This is a genomic window from Croceitalea rosinachiae (assembly GCF_031846445.1).
GTDB classification, from domain to species: domain Bacteria; phylum Bacteroidota; class Bacteroidia; order Flavobacteriales; family Flavobacteriaceae; genus Croceitalea; species Croceitalea rosinachiae.
The window spans coordinates 1415582-1435518 of record NZ_JAVRHR010000001.1; the positions used below are offsets into that span (position 1 = coordinate 1415582).

General features: G+C 36.4%; 19 protein-coding genes. 13 read left to right on the forward strand and 6 right to left on the reverse strand.

The features are described from left to right. Positions 1-20: 20 nt before the first annotated feature. Entirely contained in the window at positions 21-710 is a 690-nt protein-coding gene (locus RM706_RS06465) for a response regulator transcription factor (RefSeq protein WP_311350212.1), read from the forward strand. 57 nt (positions 711-767) lie between these two features. Then, the gene (locus RM706_RS06470; RefSeq protein WP_311350213.1) at positions 768-1823 is read left to right on the forward strand and encodes a sensor histidine kinase; all 1056 of its coding nucleotides are present in this window, start codon (positions 768-770) and stop codon (positions 1821-1823) included. On the opposite strand, the gene RM706_RS06475 is transcribed toward RM706_RS06470, so the two are convergent. After that, on the reverse strand, positions 1748-2860 hold the full coding sequence (locus tag RM706_RS06475; RefSeq protein WP_311350214.1) for a glycosyltransferase: 1113 nt from the start codon (positions 2858-2860) through the stop codon (positions 1748-1750). The two genes, RM706_RS06470 and RM706_RS06475, sit on opposite strands and share 76 nt — an antisense overlap. A gap of 70 nt (positions 2861-2930) precedes the next feature. On the opposite strand from RM706_RS06475, the gene trmB reads away from it, so the two are divergent. The 8 genes from trmB (at position 2931) to RM706_RS06515 (ending at position 8024) form a co-directional block, all read left to right on the forward strand. Then, positions 2931-3602, forward strand: a complete 672-nt coding sequence (gene trmB / locus RM706_RS06480) for a tRNA (guanosine(46)-N7)-methyltransferase TrmB (protein ID WP_311350215.1) — start codon at positions 2931-2933, stop codon at positions 3600-3602. Then, positions 3603-4232: a LysE family transporter gene (locus tag RM706_RS06485; RefSeq protein WP_311350216.1), complete on the forward strand. Its 630-nt coding sequence runs from the start codon at positions 3603-3605 to the stop codon at positions 4230-4232. It abuts the gene before it with no gap. Further along, the gene (locus RM706_RS06490) at positions 4232-4567 is read left to right on the forward strand and encodes an MGMT family protein (protein WP_311350217.1); all 336 of its coding nucleotides are present in this window, start codon (positions 4232-4234) and stop codon (positions 4565-4567) included. The genes RM706_RS06485 and RM706_RS06490 overlap by 1 nt, the downstream gene beginning before the upstream one ends. 189 nt (positions 4568-4756) lie before the next feature. Then, the gene (locus RM706_RS06495; protein WP_311350218.1) at positions 4757-5896 is read left to right on the forward strand and encodes an Mrp/NBP35 family ATP-binding protein; all 1140 of its coding nucleotides are present in this window, start codon (positions 4757-4759) and stop codon (positions 5894-5896) included. 2 nt (positions 5897-5898) lie between these two features. Next, complete coding sequence (locus tag RM706_RS06500) at positions 5899-6138, forward strand: NifU family protein (RefSeq protein ID WP_311350219.1); 240 nt, start codon at positions 5899-5901, stop codon at positions 6136-6138. A 65-nt stretch (positions 6139-6203) separates the two neighbouring features. Further along, complete coding sequence (locus tag RM706_RS06505) at positions 6204-7262, forward strand: NAD(P)/FAD-dependent oxidoreductase (protein WP_311350220.1); 1059 nt, start codon at positions 6204-6206, stop codon at positions 7260-7262. 44 nt (positions 7263-7306) lie between these two features. After that, complete coding sequence (locus RM706_RS06510; RefSeq protein WP_311350221.1) at positions 7307-7648, forward strand: four helix bundle protein; 342 nt, start codon at positions 7307-7309, stop codon at positions 7646-7648. Positions 7649-7691: 43 nt separating this feature from the next. Next, the gene (locus RM706_RS06515; protein ID WP_311350222.1) at positions 7692-8024 is read left to right on the forward strand and encodes a 2Fe-2S iron-sulfur cluster-binding protein; all 333 of its coding nucleotides are present in this window, start codon (positions 7692-7694) and stop codon (positions 8022-8024) included. Here the strand turns inward: RM706_RS06515 and RM706_RS06520 are convergent. After that, a complete protein-coding gene (locus tag RM706_RS06520) occupies positions 8021-9760 on the reverse strand; it encodes an ABC transporter ATP-binding protein (protein ID WP_311350223.1) in 1740 nt (579 codons plus the stop codon). The two genes, RM706_RS06515 and RM706_RS06520, sit on opposite strands and share 4 nt — an antisense overlap. Positions 9761-9893: 133 nt before the next feature. Here RM706_RS06520 and RM706_RS06525 point away from each other — a divergent pair, with 133 nt between their 5' ends. Beyond that, positions 9894-12071 (forward strand): acylase, encoded by a 2178-nt coding sequence (locus RM706_RS06525; RefSeq protein ID WP_311350224.1) that lies wholly within the window; start codon positions 9894-9896, stop codon positions 12069-12071. A 14-nt stretch (positions 12072-12085) separates the two neighbouring features. On the opposite strand, the gene RM706_RS06530 is transcribed toward RM706_RS06525, so the two are convergent. The 3 genes from RM706_RS06530 to RM706_RS06540 form a co-directional block, all read right to left on the reverse strand. Beyond that, a complete protein-coding gene (locus RM706_RS06530; protein ID WP_311350225.1) occupies positions 12086-12718 on the reverse strand; it encodes a hypothetical protein in 633 nt (210 codons plus the stop codon). 67 nt (positions 12719-12785) lie between these two features. After that, positions 12786-13931: an acyltransferase family protein gene (locus RM706_RS06535; RefSeq protein ID WP_311350226.1), complete on the reverse strand. Its 1146-nt coding sequence runs from the start codon at positions 13929-13931 to the stop codon at positions 12786-12788. 75 nt (positions 13932-14006) lie between these two features. Next, positions 14007-15188 (reverse strand): helix-turn-helix domain-containing protein, encoded by a 1182-nt coding sequence (locus RM706_RS06540; RefSeq protein WP_311350227.1) that lies wholly within the window; start codon positions 15186-15188, stop codon positions 14007-14009. A gap of 87 nt (positions 15189-15275) precedes the next feature. On the opposite strand from RM706_RS06540, the gene RM706_RS06545 reads away from it, so the two are divergent. Further along, positions 15276-16538, forward strand: a complete 1263-nt coding sequence (locus RM706_RS06545) for an aminotransferase class V-fold PLP-dependent enzyme (RefSeq protein WP_311350228.1) — start codon at positions 15276-15278, stop codon at positions 16536-16538. 4 nt (positions 16539-16542) lie between these two features. Here the strand turns inward: RM706_RS06545 and RM706_RS06550 are convergent, their stop codons facing one another. Beyond that, complete coding sequence (locus RM706_RS06550; protein WP_311350229.1) at positions 16543-17439, reverse strand: metallophosphoesterase; 897 nt, start codon at positions 17437-17439, stop codon at positions 16543-16545. Between the two features lie 115 nt (positions 17440-17554). Between RM706_RS06550 and RM706_RS06555 the strand changes: the two genes are divergently transcribed. Next, the gene (locus RM706_RS06555; protein WP_311350230.1) at positions 17555-19927 is read left to right on the forward strand and encodes a GAF domain-containing protein; all 2373 of its coding nucleotides are present in this window, start codon (positions 17555-17557) and stop codon (positions 19925-19927) included. The last annotated feature ends 10 nt before the right edge of the window (positions 19928-19937 follow it).

A 19937-nucleotide genomic window follows, 5' to 3' on the forward strand; every position in this document is an offset into this window, starting at 1 on the left:
AAATTAGAAATTTTGAAACGATGAAAACAAAGGATATTAAGATACTTTTAGTTGATGATGAACCAGATATTCTTGAAATCGTAAGTTATAACCTCTCATCTGAGGGCTATGAAGTATACACTGCAAAAAATGGTGTTGAAGGAGTGGCCAAAGCAAAGAAAAAACAACCACATCTGGTTATTTTAGATGTAATGATGCCCGAAATGGATGGTATCGAAGCCTGCGAAATCATAAGGAATACGCCAGGTCTTGAAAATACCATTATTACATTTTTGACCGCGCGTGGTGAAGACTACTCCCAAGTCGCAGGTTTTGATGCGGGTGCTGATGATTATATTACAAAACCGATCAAGCCTAAAGTTTTATTAAGTAAGGTTAAAGCATTGCTTCGTAGGTTAAACGAGAATAAGACTGAACTCGAGGATATTGTTAAAGTGGGCAATATTGTCATCAATAGGGAAGAGTATAAAATTGTGAACGATGGCAAAGAAATTATTTTGCCTCGAAAAGAGTTTGAGCTTCTCTCTCTTTTGACATCAAAACCAAGTAAGGTTTTTAAAAGAGAGGTGATACTCGATAAGGTATGGGGCAATGAAGTTGTGGTTGGTGGTAGAACAATAGATGTGCATATTCGTAAGCTCCGCGAAAAAATTGGAGATCATCATTTTAAAACCGTAAAGGGAGTGGGTTATAAGTTCGTACTTGGGTAACTTCTTCATACTTTATTTTCTTATTTTACATCGCTAAAGGTTTTCTAACCCAGTTCAATGTCAACAAAGCTTAAAAAATCGTATCGCTTTGCGTTTCGATCGTCTCTTTTTATTTGCTTAGTGTTAACAGTTTTTTTGTGCGCTACACTTTTATTGATAAATCAATTCAATTGGCTTTTACCTATTATATTTTCTCCTATCTGTTTTTTGGTTTCTTTTTTTATTATTCAGGCTAGGGTAGAACGTTTTATATATCGGAGGGTCAAAAAGATTTATGACGACGTTTCATTGTTGGAATCTTCTTCTTTTTCTTCAAAACCAGTGACCACCGATATGAAAACCTTGACAGAAGAGATTGGCAAATTTGCTGAGGACAAAAAAGTGGAGATAGACACTCTCAAAATCAGGGAAGAATATCGTAAAGACTTTTTGGGTAATGTTTCCCATGAATTAAAAACTCCTCTTTTTACTGTACAAGGTTATATTTTGACCTTGTTAGATGGGGCTATCAAAGATTCTAAGGTCAATGAAAAGTATCTAAAACGCGCCAATAAAGGTGTGGAGCGCCTTATTTATATTGTAAAAGATCTAGATATGATTACCAAGCTTGAAGCTGGTGATTTGAGCTTGGAAAAAGAAGAATTTGATATTATAGAACTGATTCATAATGTATTTGAATTGTTGGAAATGCGCGCTGCAAAAAATGAAATTAGTTTGACTTTTGATATGGAGTATGACGAACCCATATACGTTATGGGCGATTCAGAAAAAATTCAACAAGTATTGACCAATTTATTGGTTAATTCTATAAAATATGGCCATCCAAACGGTACGACCGAGGTCAGTGTTGAAAACTTAATTAAAAACAAGGTTATTGTTAGGGTTACCGATAATGGAGAGGGAATACCTAAACACCATATACCAAGACTTTTTGAGCGATTTTATCGCGTTGACCAAAGTGGTAGCCGTAAAGAAGGGGGCTCAGGACTTGGTCTGGCTATAGTTAAACATATTATTGAAGCCCATGATGAAAAAATTTATGTGGAAAGCGAGGTTGATGTAGGTTCCGAATTTTCTTTTACATTGGAAAAGACTTCGAATAAGACCTTATAATCTATAGGATTGCTAAAGTTGGTCAAACCTTGATAATTCTCTACGTGCATTAAATCATCCAACTCAAATTCTTCTTGATTTTTAAAAGGTACTACCCCCTGTTTATCCAAACGCCTTGCCAAATATTCTTGTTCATACTGCCCAGGGGTGGGAATAAAGAATGCCTTTTTTTCCAATTTTGCCAAATCCATTACCGTAGTATAACCAGAGCGGCAAAGAACTAATTTGCTTGAATTGATAGCATTTTCCAATGCCGAGGATTGCATAAAATTACAAATGGTAATTTTTCCGTTGGGCAACGCAACTTCTTTCTGCACTTTTTTGTCTTCTATCTTACCTTTTACAAAAAGCACGGTACCGCGATAATTTTGTAGTTCTTTAAGCAGTTTCTCTTCTAAGATAGTTCGCTGAGGTTCTGGTCCTGATAATAGTACCATTAAATCATTTTTAAACGTGCTACCATTCCTTTCAAACCTGCTTAATGGGCCCAAGTATACTATGTTAAGCTTTGATTTTTTCAGGTGCCCTAATTTTCCGGTTAGGTTGGGTTTTTCTTTGACATCTGGCACCCAGCAAGCGCTATATTTCTTTATGATTTCTTGGTGCATTTTTGAACTGAACCAAGTCGTATTACCTGAAAGTACGTTCAATTGATGCGTGATAAAAACACAAGGAATTTTTTTGGAATAGACCCCCAGCCGGTTATCAGATATGATACCATCTAATTTGAGCTCTTTGACAAGCTGCTTGATTTTCTTTTTCTCCTTTGCCATGGCTTTGAGCACCTTTGGAGAATCCCATATCATCTTTATTTTAAAGTTTTTCCCATTTTCAGCGTATGTGATTTTATACGAAGGAAGTTTAAAACACTCAATATTGGGAAATTCTTTCTGCAATAATGCTAAGGCTACCCCATCAGATGCTATGTAAGGAGTATGGCCATTTTCAAGTAGTGCATTTAGTATGGGGATACATCGTGTTGCATGCCCCAACCCCCAATTTAATGGAGCCACCAATATTCGTTTTGGCTTGGTCATAACTGCAAAGAAACAAAGCTTCAAGACGTTTTTGATTTCCTTAATTTTGTCAAAACATTAAATTTTTGTTTTGGGAAGTAAGAACAAGCTAAAGCGATTTAAAGAAAACGAGACCTTTTCCAACGTTATTCAACCTACTCGAGAAGATGTTTTACGGGGTTTGGAGCAGAAAGGAAAATGGAATATTTTTTTTGGCAATGAAAACCCAATAGTTTTAGAACTGGGATGTGGAAAAGGAGAATATACGGTAGGCTTGGCAGAACGGAATCCAAATAAAAATTACATCGGAATTGATATCAAAGGTGCCCGTTTTTGGCGTGGGGCCAAAACTGCGTGGGAAGAAAACTTAACCAATGTTGCTTTTATCCGCACCCAAATTGAACTTGTTGATGCCTTGTTCGATACCGATGAGATTTCTGAAATTTGGATAACTTTTCCGGACCCTCAGATTAAGTATAAACGAACAAAACATCGTATGACCAATCAGGTTTTTCTAGAAAAATATAAGAGTATTTTAAAGCCTTTAGGTTTAGTGCACTTAAAGACGGATAGCGAATTCATGCATGGGTATACTTTAGGACTTTTGCATGGTTTGGGCCATGAGGTGGTTTACGCCAATCACGATGTCTATAAAAATGAGGGAAGCCCTGAAGAGGTGCTAAAAATTCAAACATTCTACGAAAATCAGTATCTTGAAAAAGGAAAACCTATAACCTATATCCAATTTCGGATAATCAACTAAATGACTCAACTGCTAACACTTTTCATAGCGACTTTCTCTGCTGCATTTTTGGCTTCTGCCCCTCCGGGGCTTTTAAATGTCAATGCGGCTAAAACTAGCGTAGAAAAAGGCAAGGGCAATGGCGTCATGTTTGGACTAGGTGTTGCTGTAATGGTGATGATGCAGACGTATCTGGCTGTGCGCATAGCGAAGTACTTAAGCAGAAATCCTGATGTTATCGGGATGCTTTTAAAAACAGCATTATTCGTATTTGCTTTACTCGCTGTGTTTTTCTTTTTTAAAGCTAGAAAAGAAAACGTTAAACCATTGCATCAAGAAGAGGGAAAAAAAAGGGGCAGTTTTACAAAAGGGATGTTTTTGGCAGCCTTAAATCTTCTCACCGTACCTTACTATAGCGGCCTTAATACCGTATTTCACTCACAGGGTTTCATGCGGTATACTGTTTTAGATGAGGTATTATTTATTTTGGCTGCTGGATTGGGTACTTTTTTGGTCATGTATCTGTACGTTTTTTATTTTAATAAAATGGAGCATAAAACCAATCGTTTTTCGAAAAATTCGAATTATATTTTAAGTGGATTAATGGTAGTTTTATTTATGATAACCCTAGTTCGCGTGTATTCTAATTGATGGGAGAAAAAAACTTTTTTGATAAGGTATATGAAGTTGCCCAACAGATTCCATATGGACGTGTTACTTCATATGGGGCTATTGCAAAGTATCTGGGCGCAGCACGAAGCGCGCGTATGGTGGGTTGGGCAATGAACAATTCATTGGCCAAAGATGTTCCCGCGCATCGTGTGGTAAATAGAGTAGGACTTTTAACGGGCAAGCAACATTTTGATGGCACCAATCTAATGCAACAATTGTTAGAAAATGAAGGTATTAAAGTAGTTGACAATCAAATTATGGACTTTCAAAAGCATTTTTGGGATCCAGGCAAAGAATTACCATCTTATTACTAGATAGACACGGGTTATCTTGCCATTTTCATTTTCAATCTATCATCCTTACAATCTAAGTGCTACGCCGTATCTTTGTAATTTAGAATCAGTTTAAACGACTGTGCTCCGACAGCACTTCGATAAGCCTGTCTTGAGCGAAGGCGAAAGGCTCAGTTTGACAGCTCCTCATAAACAATGCAAATTTGATTGATGAAGTTAGATAAAAAAGAAATTTTAAAAGCACTTGAACATATTACCGTTCCTGGTGAAGGGCAGAATATGGTCGAAAGTGGTGCTGTTACCAACATACAGGTTTTTGGTGATGAGGTTGAAGTAGACATTACCATTAAAAACCCAAGCCTTCAAGCACGCAAGAAAACAGAGGTAGAAATCTTAAAGATCATCCACGAAAAAGTGTATGCTAAGGCAAAAATTAAGGTCAATCTTAAGGTCGAGGCTTCTTCAAAACCTAAAGTGAACGAAATCAAAGGAAAACCAATTCCTGGAATTCAAAATATTATTGCCGTCGCTTCAGGTAAAGGTGGTGTAGGCAAGTCAACGGTGACTGCGAATTTAGCGGTAACCTTGGCCAAAATGGGGTTTAAAGTGGGCTTACTTGACACAGATATTTATGGTCCTTCAATGCCCATTATGTTTGATGTGGCACTTGAAAAGCCTTTGTCAATAAATGTTGATGGTAAGAATAAAATGAAGCCTGTTGAGAATTATGGTGTCAAGTTATTGTCTATTGGGTTTTTTACACAACCCAATCAGGCGGTAATATGGCGTGGCCCAATGGCTTCGAAAGCTTTGAATCAAATGATTTTTGATGCGCATTGGGATGAATTGGACTTCTTGCTATTGGACTTACCTCCTGGTACTGGAGATATTCATTTAAGTATCATGCAATCATTACCTGTTACGGGTGCTGTAGTTGTTAGTACGCCTCAAGAGATTGCATTGGCAGATGCCAGAAAAGGAGTAGCGATGTTTCAACAAGAGGCCATCAATGTCCCTGTGTTGGGGATTGTTGAAAATATGGCCTATTTCACTCCCGCTGAATTACCTGACAACAAATATCATATCTTTGGTAAAGATGGGGCAAAGCATTTGGCAGAAGATTTAAAAGTTCCCTTTTTAGGCGAGATTCCATTAGTGCAAAGCATTAGAGAAGCAGGTGATGTTGGCAGACCAGCTGCATTGCAAACGGCGACACCAACGGAAGAGGCTTTTGAAGAATTGACCAAAAATGTGGTACAAGAATTGGTCAACAGAAATACCGCGCTGCCCCCAACAGAAGCAATAAAAATTACAACAATGGCAGGTTGTTCTGCAGTTAAAAATAAATAGTCATGACATCAGAAGAAGTTAGAGATAATGTAGAAAAAGCATTAGAAGAAATCAGACCCTTCCTTCAAAGTGATGGAGGCGATATTTCATTGATCTCCATTGATAATGATACCTCGGTAAAAGTTAAACTAGAAGGAAATTGTATTGGTTGCAGTGTAAACCAAATGACTTTGAAAAGTGGGGTTGAAATGACTATCAAAAAATATGTTCCTCAAATAGAAGAGGTAGTAAACCTAAGCTAGCCTGATAAAAATCATAATTTTTCTCTCCCTGTAAAACTTAGCTTTGCGTATTTGAATCCTTTTTCATGATTAAGACCGATATTTTGATAATTGGAGCAGGCCCAACTGGGCTTTTTGCTGTTTTCGAAGCAGGGCTTCTAAAACTAAAATGTCATTTGATAGATGCGCTTCCACAAGCTGGTGGGCAATGCTCAGAAATTTATCCGAAGAAACCTATTTATGATATTCCAGGTTTTCCTGAGGTATTAGCAGGGGAATTAGTGAACAATTTAATGGAACAGATCAAGCCTTTTCAACCAGGCTTTACGCTAGGTGAGCGGGCAGATTCCATTGAAAAACTAGAAGATGGTTCTTTTATTGTAACTACAAATAAAGGCACCGAACATCATGCACCTATTGTAGCCATTGCAGGCGGATTGGGCAGTTTTGAACCCCGTAAACCGCAATTGGAAAATCTTTCCAAATTTGAAGATAATGGTGTTGCCTATATGATTAAGGATCCTGAAGTATACCGAAATAAAAAAGTGTTGATTGCAGGCGGTGGAGATTCCGCTTTAGATTGGTCGATTTTTCTAGCCGATGTAGCTTCTGAAGTAACTTTAGTACACCGTCGAAATGAATTTAGAGGGGCATTGGATTCGGTTGAAAAGGTTCAAGAATTGAAAAACTTGGGTAAAATCAATTTGATTACTCCGGCAGAAATTATTGAACTTAAGGGTGAAGAGCGTTTATCATCCGTTGTTGTTCAAAAAACAGATTCAAAAGAAACTGTTCAGGTCGATGTAGATAATTTCATACCATTGTTTGGGTTATCACCAAAATTGGGGCCTATTGCTGATTGGGGATTGGAAATTGAAAAGAATGCGATTAAAGTGGATAATGCCTTAGATTATCAAACCAATATTCCTGGGGTATATGCAATAGGTGATGTAAATACCTATCCTGGTAAATTGAAATTGATTCTTTGTGGTTTTCATGAGGCTACGTTAATGTGCCAAAGTGCCTATCAAAGAATTTTTCCTGATAAAAAATATGTGATGAAGTATACCACTGTTGGTGGAGTTGAAGGTTTTGACGGAAGTAAAAAAGAAGCACCTAAGGCAGTTGTAAAGTCTATTGACTAGTTGAAAAGTGAGTTAGTTGAAAAGTGAGATAGAAAAATATGACTGTGCAACGTTTTGAAGATTTAAAAGTTTGGCAAAAATCACAAGATTTGGCTGTTTCAATATACAATCACTTTTCTAACAGTAAGGATTATGGATTTAGAGACCAAATCACTAGAGCTTCTGTTTCTATATCCAATAACATTGCTGAGGGTTTTGAACGTAAGACCAATCTAGATTTCAAAAGATTTCTTTATTTTTCTCTTGCTTCCAACAGTGAGGTTAGGTCGATGCTTTATTTGTCAGAAAGATTAAATTACCTTAATAAGCAAGATTCGTCTAGACTGATAAATGAAACCAATGAAGTTTCAAAAATGCTTTACGCTTTTATTAAGTCGATGAAGTAAAACTAGCTCACTAAAACACTAAATACTAATTAACTAAAGGACTATGTCCGATATAAAAATTAAGATTACAGATAGAGATGGAGTATTACACGAGATTGATGCCCCAACTGATATGAATATGAACTTGATGGAAGTGGTTCGGTCGTATGAACTTGCTCCCGAAGGAACTATAGGCATTTGTGGTGGTATGGCCATGTGCGCTTCTTGTCAGTGCTACGTAAATTCTGGGCATGACCTTCCAGAAAAATCGGATGATGAGGAGGCCATGCTTTCTGAAGCCTTTAATGTTGAAGACAATTCTCGACTAGGTTGTCAAATTCATATGACTGAAGCTTTAGACGGGCTAGAGGTGGAATTGGCCCCTGAAGAAATCTAAATCCTTGCCTGATAGGTAAACAAATTATAGTATCGACCCTCTATAGCAATAAGTTCATCATGAGTACCTTGCTCGGCGATTCTACCATTTTCAATAACTAAAATTTGATTGGCTTTTCGGATAGTGCTTAATCTATGTGCAATCACAAAAGTGGTTCTACCTTTGGTAAGTTCTGCTAAACTTTTTTGAATCAAGGCTTCACTTTCCGTATCTAAGTTAGAGGTTGCTTCATCTAAAATCAATATTCGTGGGTTTGCCAAAACCGCTCTTGCGATGGCAATACGTTGCCGTTGCCCACCAGAAAGTTTTACACCTCGCTCTCCAATCAGAGTATCCAATCCATCATCAAATCGGTCTGTAAACTCATCTACATAAGCTGCTTTCACTGCGGCCTTTAATTCTTCTTCAGTGGCATTAGGTCTTGGAAAAAGAATATTTTCTTTTATTGTTCCCTCAAAAAGAAAGTCATCTTGCAAGACAACGCCCAAATATTTTCTAAAACTGGTCAAATCCGCTTTTGCCAAATCATTTCCATCGATAGTAATTTGCCCAGAATCTGGATTAAGAAAAGTAGCGGCTAAACCTGCAATGGTCGATTTTCCCGAACCCGAACTTCCTACAAGCGCAATAACATCACCAGATTTTGCCTCAAAACTGATATTATGCAGTACTTCTTTATCTTCTTCATAGGCAAAAGAGACATTTTTGAAAAGCATATCGCCTTTTAAACTCGATATTTGTATGGTGCGATTTTTTTCGTCTGCTTCAGTCACTTCGTTCATCAATTCTTCAGTGCGATCCAAACCAGCCAGGGCTTCTGTCAATTGACTACCTATATTGCTCATTTGAACAATAGGCGCTACCATTAATGCCAATAGAAAAGTAAACTCAAAATATTCTCCGGTAGTGAGCTCACCTTGCATCATTTTGTAGCCGCCAAATCCCATCATAATTCCCGTTGTGGCCAAGCCTAAAAGAAAGGTTGATGAACTCGTCATTACTGCGGTAGCAGTTAAACTCTTTTTTACATTTTGGTACAGCCTATCTACGCCGCTTTCAAAAACTTTAGCCTCTTGTTCCTCAGCATTAAAACCTTTAATCACTCGTATGCCGCCTAAAGTTTCTGTGAGTCGGCCTTTGACCTCAGCATTTATTTTTCCACGATCTCTAAATACGGGGCGTATGATTTTAAAGGCTTTTAATGCGATTACAGCAAATAAAATCAAGGGAATAAATGTCAACAAGGTCATTCCAGGGCTAATTCGAAGCAATAAAATAAGAGAAACTACAGCTGTAATTGTCCCTCCGACCAATTGTACCAATCCTGTTCCGATAAGGTTTCTTACCCCTTCAACATCACTCATAATTCTAGAAACCAAAGCACCAGACTTTGTATTATCGAAAAAACGGATGGGCAAAGCAAGTACCTGTTTTTGAACTTGAGCCCGAAGTTCAGAAATCATGAATTGTGCTTGAATACTAAGAACTTTTGTCAAAAGAAATGACATTATCGCTTGAACCAAGAAAGAGAAAATAACAATGGCAACAAGAATTTTTAAAAAATCGTAGTTTTTATTTGGTACGATATCATCTAAAAAGTATCGTAATGATATCGGTGCGACAAAACTGGCTGCTTTACTTATAACAATTAATAAAAGACCAATAAAGACCAAATTTCTTCTTGGCCAAATGATGGTTTTGAAAGCTTTTAAAATGCTTACTTTTTTATCTGCCATGAGTATTTGTTTTTGTCCGGACAACAGAGTAATTTTAGTTTGCAAGGTACTTCAAATTGAATAAGTATTGTATAATCAAACTTTGGATTGTAGTACTTACCTTTAAGTCGACGAATTCTTTTATTTAATCATCATGCGACCATTTATAACTGCTCTTTTAATTGTATTGACTTCCTGCAAAGAAAAACCCAAAACTGAAATTGAAAAATGGGAGGAACAAGCTCAAAACATCGAGATTATACGTGATGATTTTGGTGTCCCCCATATTTATGGAAAAACTGATGCTGATGCTGTTTTTGGACTGTTGTATGCGCAATGCGAAGATGATTTTAACCGTGTGGAGCAAAATTATATTTGGGCAACCGGGCGTTTAGCTGAAATAGAAGGTGAAGAAACTTTGTATAGTGATTTAAGAGCCAAGCTTTTTATGACAGAAGAAGAAGCGAAGACCAATTATGAAGAAAGTCCAGAGTGGTTAAAGGCACTTTGTGATGCTTTTGCTGATGGCATTAATTATTACTTACATACCCACCCAGAGGTCAAGCCAAGACTTTTAACTCGCTTTGAACCATGGATGCCCATGTATTTTAGTGAAGGCAGCATCGGAGGGGATATTGAACGCATATCCACCCAAAAAATCAAGAGTTTTTATGAAAGCGGAATGGAACTTCCTGAAATGGAATTATTGAAAGAAAAAAAAGAAGAAGAAATGGCAGAGCCACAAGGATCAAACGGAATTGCAATTTCTGGTGATTTGACACAATCAGGTAATGCGATGTTGTTGATCAATCCGCATACTTCATTCTACTTTAGAGGTGAGGTCCATGTAGTTTCTGAAGAAGGATTGAATGCCTATGGTGCGGTTACTTGGGGGCAATTTTTTGTTTACCAAGGGTTTAATGAAAAAACTGGGTGGATGCATACTTCTACCTACACCGATGTAATGGACGAGTTCAAAGAAACTATCGTTCAAAATAATGGTAAGTTGTTTTATGAATACGGAGAGGAACTAAGACCAGTTGATTCCACTAGAGTCACTTTAAAGTATAAAACTGGAGAAAGCTTAAAAGAGAAAACATTTTCTATGTATAGTACGCATCATGGTCCTATTACCCATGCGGTTGATGGTCAATGGACGTCTTCTGCAATGATGTGGGAACCAATGAAGGCACTGGAACAATCGTATATTAGAACAAAACAAGAAGGTTATAAAGGGTTTCGCGATATGATGGACATTCGCACCAATTCTTCTAATAACACCGTATATGCAGATGCTGAGGGGAATATCGCTTATTTCCATGGGAACTTTGTTCCCAAGCGAGATGTTAGTTTTGATTATTCGCAACCAGTTGATGGGAGTGATCCAAAAACAGATTGGCAAGGTTTACATACTGTTGATGAAAATATTTTGGTGCTAAACCCAACGAACGGTTGGATTCAAAATTGTAATTCCACCCCCTATACTTCTGCTTTGAAATTTAGCCCTAAAAAAGAAGACTATCCCTATTATATGTCTCGTGATCAAGAAAACTTTAGAGGGGTACATGCCATTGGACTACTTAAAGGTAAGCGAGGCTATACATTGGATAGTTTGATTCAATTGGGGCATGACCCGTATTTGCCAGCATTTGAGGCATTGATACCAGGTTTGGTCAAGGCCTATAATTCAAACGATGATAAAAACCCAAAGTTTAAGGAAGCGATAGAGATTCTTGCCAAATGGGATTATAGAACTTCAAAAGAATCTGTTGCCATGACCTTAGCACATTATTATGGAACTCGTTACTATCAAATTGGAGTATTTCCTGATAAAATGATACCGATGGAACGTATTAAGTATTGGGGCAGTGAATCACCAATAGGGGAGCGTTTGCGAATTTTTGAAGAGGTTATTGACCAATTAACCGCAGATTTTGGTACTTGGAAAATGTCCTGGGGTCAGGTCAATCGTTATCAACGTTTGAATGGTGATATTCGACAACCATTTGATGATTCGAAATCAAGTGTTCCCATTGGGTTTGCTAGTGGGCGTTGGGGTGCTTTGGCGGCTTACGGGGCTCGATATACCAATGAAGGCGCTAAAAAAATGTATGGTACTCGTGGCAATAGCTTTGTGGCCGCAGTAGAGTTTGGAGAAAAAGTTTTTGCTAAAACTATTTTAGCCGGAGGCCAAAGTGGTGACCCAAATTCTCCTCATTTTAACGACCAAGTTCAAGGGTATGCTAATGTGGAATGGAAAGAAGCTGCTTATTATAAGGAAGATGTTTTGGAAAGAGCGAAAGAAACATATCACCCAGGAAAAAGGAAATAGTTTTGTTAGGAGTTTTATTCTTCTTCTTTAACAACAATCATACTGGCTTTAGAACCTGTAGATAAGTTCCAACGATTATTATGGATAACCTTTCCTAAATCATCAGTAATAATGACTTGAGCGGTATTTGGTCCTGAAGATCCTTGGTTTAATGCTTCAAAGTCAATGCGGTTAAAACCTTGGGTCAAATCAATATTAATTCCCTTAAAAGTGCCTGAAAGCAAGATGTTAGGCTCAACAACTTCACCGTTTAAATAAATTTTTACCCGATCACCATCAACATATTCATGATCCCTACAAACAATGCCAATAAATTTAGCACTGGTCTTAACATCCCCTAAATACTGATCTCCAAAATGCTTTTTAGCTCCCTTTTTTTCTCTTTCACCTACTTTAGGGTCTATAATCATTCCTGTGCCTGCTTGAACTAATTGTCGGTCAGGTAACATTTTAACTTCCCTGCCCTTTGAGGTAAGATTATTATCAAGAACCGATGGCATTCGAAGGGAAGTCCCCTGATTACTTGATTTAGTGTCTAACTTATTATTTGCACCAATCTTTAACGGTTTGGTCGTTGGTATATCACCTTGAGCAAATCCAAATTGCAGCGTAAAAAGAAAAATAGAAAAAAGAAATAGTCTTTTCATCGTAGATTAAGTCGTAACACCACAATAAAATTAACAAATACCTTGCCACAAGGCTGGTAAAGGGGTGTTAAATATCTTTTTGTTTCGATGAAATGCCTTTTTTCAATCCAAACAATGGATGTAGTAGCGGTATACGAAGAATTATAAAATCATAAATCAACCAACTTATCCCAAAAGTTCCAATAACCAATAAAACTGCCTTTGGAAGAAAACCCCAGTTCAAATCTATCAAGTAGTAAGCAATACAAATAGTTATGGTTTGATGCAAAATATAGAATGGATAAACAGCTCTGTTGGTGTAAACTAATTTTTTGTTTGGCTTATTTAAGTACTTTGCTGCATAACCGAACAATACCAAGATCCATGACCAGATATTAACCACCTTCAATAATGCTTCGGTAAAATGAACCACAAATCCATCTTCAAGAAATAACCAAATCATTAATTGGGATAAGAAAGTCACTGAACCAATAATTAGTGCCTTATTTTTGATTTTTTCAAGACTGTCCCAAAAAACATTTCCTGAAGAGGTTAGCAAAAAGCCATAAAAGAAAAGGACAAGGCTGAAACTAAAATTGAACCAATCATCAATTAACGCATGAGTAATATCAAAAAAAGGCTCCATAAAGGCTTCTAGAAAGTAAAGTGGAATTACAAAAAGGTATAACCCAAGTGGTTTCAGAATTTGTTTTTTTATCCAACGTATAAATCGAATATCATATTTTCTCAAATAAATAAAAATTGGACTTAGCAATACAGAGAAGATAAATAGGTAGGGTAAAAACCAAAGGTGGTGCCAGCTAAAATTCCCTTCAGGGTAAATGCCAGAATGGGCAACCGTGGTGAAAAACTCCCAATAGGGGCCATTAAATTGACTATTGGCCAAACGCTCAAAATAAACCTGTGGGGGTATAATTACAAGCATTCCAAATAGCAGGGGAATTCCTAATCTTAGATTCCGCTCCCAAATGAACTGCCAGATATTTCGTTTTGACAAGGCATAGTAGGTGCCCATTCCAGATATAACGAATAAAATGGGTAGCCGCCATTGGTTTAAGAATAACATAGGCCATCGTAACCAATCATAAATTTCGTTGTTTTTGATATGCCATCCCCAGGGAACAAAAAACATCCCAACATGATAAAAAATAAGTAAGGCAAATACGATAACTCTTAACCAGTCTAAATCGTAACGTCGAATTGTACTTTCCATGATAATTGATTTTTAAGCAAATCTGAAAATCAAACAGATGGAATACTAATTTTTAGACTTCTGAAACGTCCTGAATTACAATTCTGGAGAATATTGTGCTTTTTTTGCCTTGATAAACGCAGATGGTGAGGTATGCGCATGTTTTTTAAAAGCGCTGTAGAAGGTTGATTTAGATTTGAATCCCACAGAATTACCAATAGCTTCTAAGGTCAAGTGCTTAAAATCATCACTTATAAGCCTTATTTTTAGTACTTCAACCCTCTTTTGATTCATATAATCATTAAAATTCAAACCTTTTTGAGAGTTTATGGTTTTAGATATTGAATTGGTACTGGCATCTAATTTTTCTGCTAGACCTTTTAAGGAAGCATCTTGAGAAAGAAAATAGTTGGAAGAGTTTAAAAAGCCCTCAATTTTTTCAAAATCTATAGTGTTAGACGAAATAGTTTCGTATTTATCGGCAAACCATGAGTTTTCGAAAAACCTTGATTCCATTAAAATAACATATGAAGTACTGTACGCTATTAAGGTTTGTATGATGCCGATATAGTGATCTCCTCCATCATCATCATACCGATATAGAACCAAAAAAATAATTACCAAAAGAGCACCTATTAGAATGACAGCGTTTCTTGTAAATCGGTACTTATTCCAATTGGCTTGATGCGGAATTTCCCTAATTCGTTGCTTTTCTTTCCAGACCAATATGATGCCCAATATGGTATAGTATAAAAAGCTTGCCAAAATGAGCCAGTCAAACTCATCTTTTATCCAATGGTAGCTATAATTAAAAGATTCTGGAACGGTCGCAGTCTGAATAGTATTGTAATAGGCTCCTAAATATGCGTTAAGCTTTACAGCGATAGGTGCTATGTAGAAAGGTATTTGAGTGATAAAATAAAAGAAAGGCAAGATAAAATGGGGCAGTAATTTTTTAATTGAAGGTGACTTCCTTTTTAAAGCGGCATAAATAAAAAAATAAAACGCTGGAGCTATCATTAAAACAAAAGCCTCAGAGGAATCATTGAATTGCAATGCATATTTAATAAGACCAGTATAGCAAAGATAAGTGTCGAAAAAAACTAAGGACTGAAATAAGATAGTCCAGCCTAAAAAAGCTATTGCTGTTGTTTTTTTAGCTCTTATCAATATTAAAACAGCAAGAAAAAAACCTTGTACAACCCCCAAAAACATAAGTTGGGAAGCAAGGTCGTGTCTAATAGGAATTTGATTTAGAATGTGTTGAATCGATTCCAAGTCTTTGGTTTAAGTTGTAAATTTAACAAGGTATCCATTAATGTATGTTCTATATTGATAAAGGATTCCTTTTAAAAGGTCTAGAATATGGAAAAAAGGCAATTTTTAAAACAACTTGGAGGGGCAACTTTAGCTTCAGCAATACTACCTATACAGTTAAATGCCAAAACTGAAAATATAGAACCACCTTACCCAAAAAGTAATGATGAAGAATTCTGGAAGCGAATACGAAAAGACTACGATTTAAAACCAGACTATATTAATTTGGAGAATGGTTATTACAATTTTGTACCAAAACCTATTTTAAACAAATATATTGGGCATGTTAAGAAGGTGAATTACGAAGCTTCTTATTACATGAGAACAAAACAATGGGAGAATAAGGATAATGCTGCGGCGAGTCTATCAAATTTAGTTGGTTGCTCAAGCGAAGAATTGGTCATTACTCGAAATACTACAGAATCATTGGATTTAATTATTGGAGGTTTTCCATGGAAAAAGGGAGATGAAGCCATTTTCGCCCTACAAGATTATGGTGCTATGCGGATTCATTTTCATCAGATGAGAGACCGGTACGGAATTGTTTGTAAAGAAGTTTCTGTGCCAAACCACCCAAAAACTGATGAAGAGCTAGTTGCTTTATATGAATCAAAGATTACTCCTAAGACCAAATTAATCATGGTTTGCCACATGGTCAATATTACGGGTCAGATACTTCCTATTAGAAAAATATGTGATATGGCGCATTCTCATGGTGTTGAGGTCATGGTAGATGGAGCACATTGTGTAGGTCATATTGATGTAAATATCGAAGAATTGAACTGTGATTATTATGGTTCTAGCCTTCATAAGTGGTTGAGTGTACCATTGGGTGCAGGCATGTTATATGTTAACAAAAAACACATTCCAAAAATTTGGCCATTGCTAGCCGAACATGAAAAAGACCCAACCAAAATTAGACGTTTAAACCATACTGGTACTCACCCTGTGCATACTGATTTGGCTATTGATGATTCGATTGCATACCTTGAGATGATTGGACTCAAACGAAAAGAAAGCCGACTTCGATTTATTCAGCGCTATTGGAGCGATAAATTGAGGGAAGTTGAAAATGTTGTTGTAAACACTCCTATCGAAGAACATAGAAGTTGCGGAATTGCCAATGTTGGATTAAAGAATATGAAACCATTAGATTTAGCAAAAACGCTTCTCGATGAGTTTCAAGTTTGGACAGTTGGGATTGATTATGCCAATGTGAAAGGTTGTCGAATTACACCGAATGTGTATACAACCATAGATGAATTGGATAGGTTTGTTGATGCCATGAAAACTTTGGCACAAAGAACCTAATCTGTTATTTTGGGATATAATCTGATAGCTTTTCAGGTCCTTCCAACAATACGCGAACAATTTGTAAAGTTCCATCAATTTTGGTGTCGACATGCCATTTTATAAGGGAGATGTGCCCATTTTCAATTTCAATGCCCGTAATGCTCCTTGGGTGAACACAACTACCATCATTGAAAAAAGGGATTTGACCCGGTTCAGGAAAACGAGGCCTATGGGTATGTCCTGCAATGGTGATTCTTAGATTGTTTTTTAAGATCCAACGTTTGATACGTCGTTCAATCCGAATCAATTCCTTATAATTTTTGGCAGGACTTGTAGGGTCAGCAATACCGACTACTTGCAAGGGCTTCCAAAGTACCCGAACCAAAAAACGCCCTATACGCCAAAACTTATAGTTCCACCAATCGGCTTGATGACCGTGAGTTAAAAAAAGCTCTTGTCCACTTTCATTATGTTTTAAAACTAATGCTTCGTGGTAAGCAAGGCCTTGAAATAGTTCTTTGTCAGAATCATCAATAGGTTCAAAATAGCTAGATAAGTGTTTATCCACATAATTTTGGTCTCTGTAAACCATATCATGATTTCCCCAAATCATATGCAACCGATTTTGCAGGTGAAATTTCCGTAGTAATTGAAAGACATTTTTATGAGCTTCAAAAATGGATTCGAAGTTGATGTTTTCCCAAAGCTCATCGCCATCACCCAGCTCGCAATAATCGAAACCTTTCCTAAAATAGTGGTTTAAGGCATGAAAATAAATATTTCTATTATTGGCAAAATCGTCAGCAAAACTATTATCACCCCTATGGCAGTCACTAAACAGAATGAACTTTGAACTGTCATCAAAAGAGATTGTTTTAGCGTTTTTATAGGCTCGATCTAACCGGTTAAAAGATGACATCAAGTAATTTTTCTTAAATATCTAAAAAAAGCGTTCAAAACCATAAAGATTACCTTAACAATTGTCTATTTCATCTTTTTGTAACTTTACCCTATAAATCGCGACCAATATTGTTATGAAACAGGATTATACTGGTGATGCCCCTTTGATTCAACTTGTTAGTTTTAATAAGCTTTTAAAACATTACGATGAGCAACTGAAAAGCAAGGACAAGTTTTTAGCTGAAAGAGCTAAACATGTATTAGATATAGCGGCCCCTTACCCTGAGCTGCGTGATGGTTTTGATGATTTGTCAATTCTTGAAAAAAGGAAAGATATCATACAAATAATTTTAGCCGATACTTTTTCACCTGTATTGACTCAGAATGAAATTAAAGCGGCTTCTATTCCTTTTGCGAATTTGATTTTTAATTCTTCTAGTCGATTTCAAAAAATATTAGAAGATGCAGGCGAGGGCTTTGAACTTGAAATACGTAATCTACCGGAAAATTTGCATTACATCATGGAATGCACCGTCATTTTAGGTTTTTATTACGGTTTTAAAATGGACTTTAAGAGACCGTTATTTTATGATATTCCTGATGCTAATGGTGTGATTCGCCATTATCGCATTTTGTACAATGCAGATTTTATGGAGATTGAACCTACCGATAAAGCAAAAAAGCTAGACCAAAACGATTTGGATGAGCTTTTAGAAAACTTTGATAACCTTGATTTATGGAAAGAAAAAATTCCGCCAGGGAGTTTTATCTCAAAAGGGTTTGTAATTTCTAATATGTTTGATGTCACAGCAGAGCATTCAATTTCTGAAATTAAATCGACCTTAATTGGAAGTAATAAAAGAGGGAGCGAAAACTTCATGGATAATTTTCAAGATACCTTTCGTTCATTGTTCAACTTGAAAAATATTTCAGTTGGTTTTACAGGCTATGATTCGAATACAAATAGGTTTTTGAAGATTCATGGAAAAGGAATCGAAAGCTTCATTCTTAAAGGTAAAGAAATGGAATCGTGTGATAGCATGCTATGCGATTATTCTTATGATAAACTTTTAAATGAAAGTGATTATATAGCAATTTCAAATATTGAAAAATATTTTAAGAAATCGGAAGGAGGACAACCCTATAAGAATCTTCATGAACAAGGTTTTAAAAGTGCCATTCTTGCTCCCATTGCGGATGAAGGGAATTTATTGGGAGTTTTGGAATTGGTTTCAACCAATGTGAACGAGCTAAATAGTATCAATGCCAATAAGTTGATTGATGTAATGCCATTCATTGTATCTGCGGTACTACGTTCTATTGAAGAAGAACAAAACTTAATTGACGCCATTATACAACATGAATGTACTACGGTACATTCATCAGTCTATTGGAAGTTCCAAGAAGAGGCCAAACACTTTATGACCCAAGAACTTGCTGGTGAGCAGGCTTCCTTTAATGAAATTGTTTTCAAAGAGGTTTACCCACTTTATGGGCAAATTGATATTAAAGACTCCTCAAAGCAAAGAAATATTGCAATTCAGAGAGATTTAATGATACAGCTTTCAGAAATAAATACGGTTCTTGAAGTTGCTAAAACCAAATTTAAACTTCCTATTTACGAAGAGCTGATGTATAGGGTAAATAATCATTTAGAGGAAATAAAAGATACACTTTACACCAATAGCGAACAAGCGATTTTCGATTTTGTACTGGAAGAGATTAATCCTGTTTTTCATCACTTAAAAAGAGAAGACAAGGATATTAAGACTATGGTAGAAACCTATGAGTCACAAATAGACAAAACAACAGAATCATATTATGACCACAGGCGTAATTATGACGATAGCGTGATGGAAATTAATATGAAACTTGCCGCTCAACTTGATAAAAAGCAGTTGGAAGCACAACAAATGTTTCCACATTATTTTGAGCGTTATAAAACAGATGGTATAGAGCATAATATGTATATTGGAAGCGCCATTGCCAATGACCGAAATTTTGATGCTTTGTACCTGAATAACTTAAGGTTATGGCAATTACAAATAATGGTTGAGATGGAAAATACCCATTATGCCTTAAAGCAGAAATTGCCTGTGCCTTTAGATGTTGCTTCTTTACTTTTGGTGTATAGCACCCCTTTAGCGATACGTTTTAGAATGGATGAAAAGAAGTTTGATGTAGATGGCACCTATAATGCACGTTATGAGGTTATAAAAAAACGAATTGATAAGTCTTATATTAAAGGTACAAATGAACGCTTGACACAAAAAGGCAAACTTGCTATCGTTTATTCTCAGAAGAAAGATGAAAAAGAATATTTACGATACGTAAAATTTTTAAAATCAAAGGGCTACTTCACTAATAATATCGAGATTGTAGAACTTGAAGGTTTGCAAGGCGTAACCGGACTCAAGGCCATTAGAGCTGAGATTCTTTATAAAAAAGATGAAAAATCAGCAAAAACGTTTACCTACAATGATTTGATGGAAGAGTTGAAAGCTTAATTTAATACTT

Bases quoted from the DNA above. Each gene is read 5' to 3' on its own strand.
- RM706_RS06535 (WP_311350226.1), bottom strand. From the start codon at position 13,931: ATGGAAAGTACAATTCGACGTTACGATTTAGACTGGTTAAGAGTTATC.
- RM706_RS06490 (WP_311350217.1), top strand. From the start codon at position 4,232: ATGGGAGAAAAAAACTTTTTTGATAAGGTATATGAAGTTGCCCAACAG.
- RM706_RS06515 (WP_311350222.1), top strand. From the start codon at position 7,692: ATGTCCGATATAAAAATTAAGATTACAGATAGAGATGGAGTATTACAC.
- RM706_RS06500 (WP_311350219.1), top strand. From the start codon at position 5,899: ATGACATCAGAAGAAGTTAGAGATAATGTAGAAAAAGCATTAGAAGAA.
- RM706_RS06520 (WP_311350223.1), bottom strand. From the start codon at position 9,760: ATGGCAGATAAAAAAGTAAGCATTTTAAAAGCTTTCAAAACCATCATT.
- RM706_RS06555 (WP_311350230.1), top strand. From the start codon at position 17,555: ATGAAACAGGATTATACTGGTGATGCCCCTTTGATTCAACTTGTTAGT.
- RM706_RS06530 (WP_311350225.1), bottom strand. From the start codon at position 12,718: ATGAAAAGACTATTTCTTTTTTCTATTTTTCTTTTTACGCTGCAATTT.
- RM706_RS06550 (WP_311350229.1), bottom strand. From the start codon at position 17,439: ATGTCATCTTTTAACCGGTTAGATCGAGCCTATAAAAACGCTAAAACA.
- RM706_RS06465 (WP_311350212.1), top strand. From the start codon at position 21: ATGAAAACAAAGGATATTAAGATACTTTTAGTTGATGATGAACCAGAT.
- RM706_RS06525 (WP_311350224.1), top strand. From the start codon at position 9,894: ATGCGACCATTTATAACTGCTCTTTTAATTGTATTGACTTCCTGCAAA.
- RM706_RS06475 (WP_311350214.1), bottom strand. From the start codon at position 2,860: ATGACCAAGCCAAAACGAATATTGGTGGCTCCATTAAATTGGGGGTTG.
- RM706_RS06505 (WP_311350220.1), top strand. From the start codon at position 6,204: ATGATTAAGACCGATATTTTGATAATTGGAGCAGGCCCAACTGGGCTT.
- RM706_RS06545 (WP_311350228.1), top strand. From the start codon at position 15,276: ATGGAAAAAAGGCAATTTTTAAAACAACTTGGAGGGGCAACTTTAGCT.
- RM706_RS06470 (WP_311350213.1), top strand. From the start codon at position 768: ATGTCAACAAAGCTTAAAAAATCGTATCGCTTTGCGTTTCGATCGTCT.
- RM706_RS06485 (WP_311350216.1), top strand. From the start codon at position 3,603: ATGACTCAACTGCTAACACTTTTCATAGCGACTTTCTCTGCTGCATTT.
- RM706_RS06495 (WP_311350218.1), top strand. From the start codon at position 4,757: ATGAAGTTAGATAAAAAAGAAATTTTAAAAGCACTTGAACATATTACC.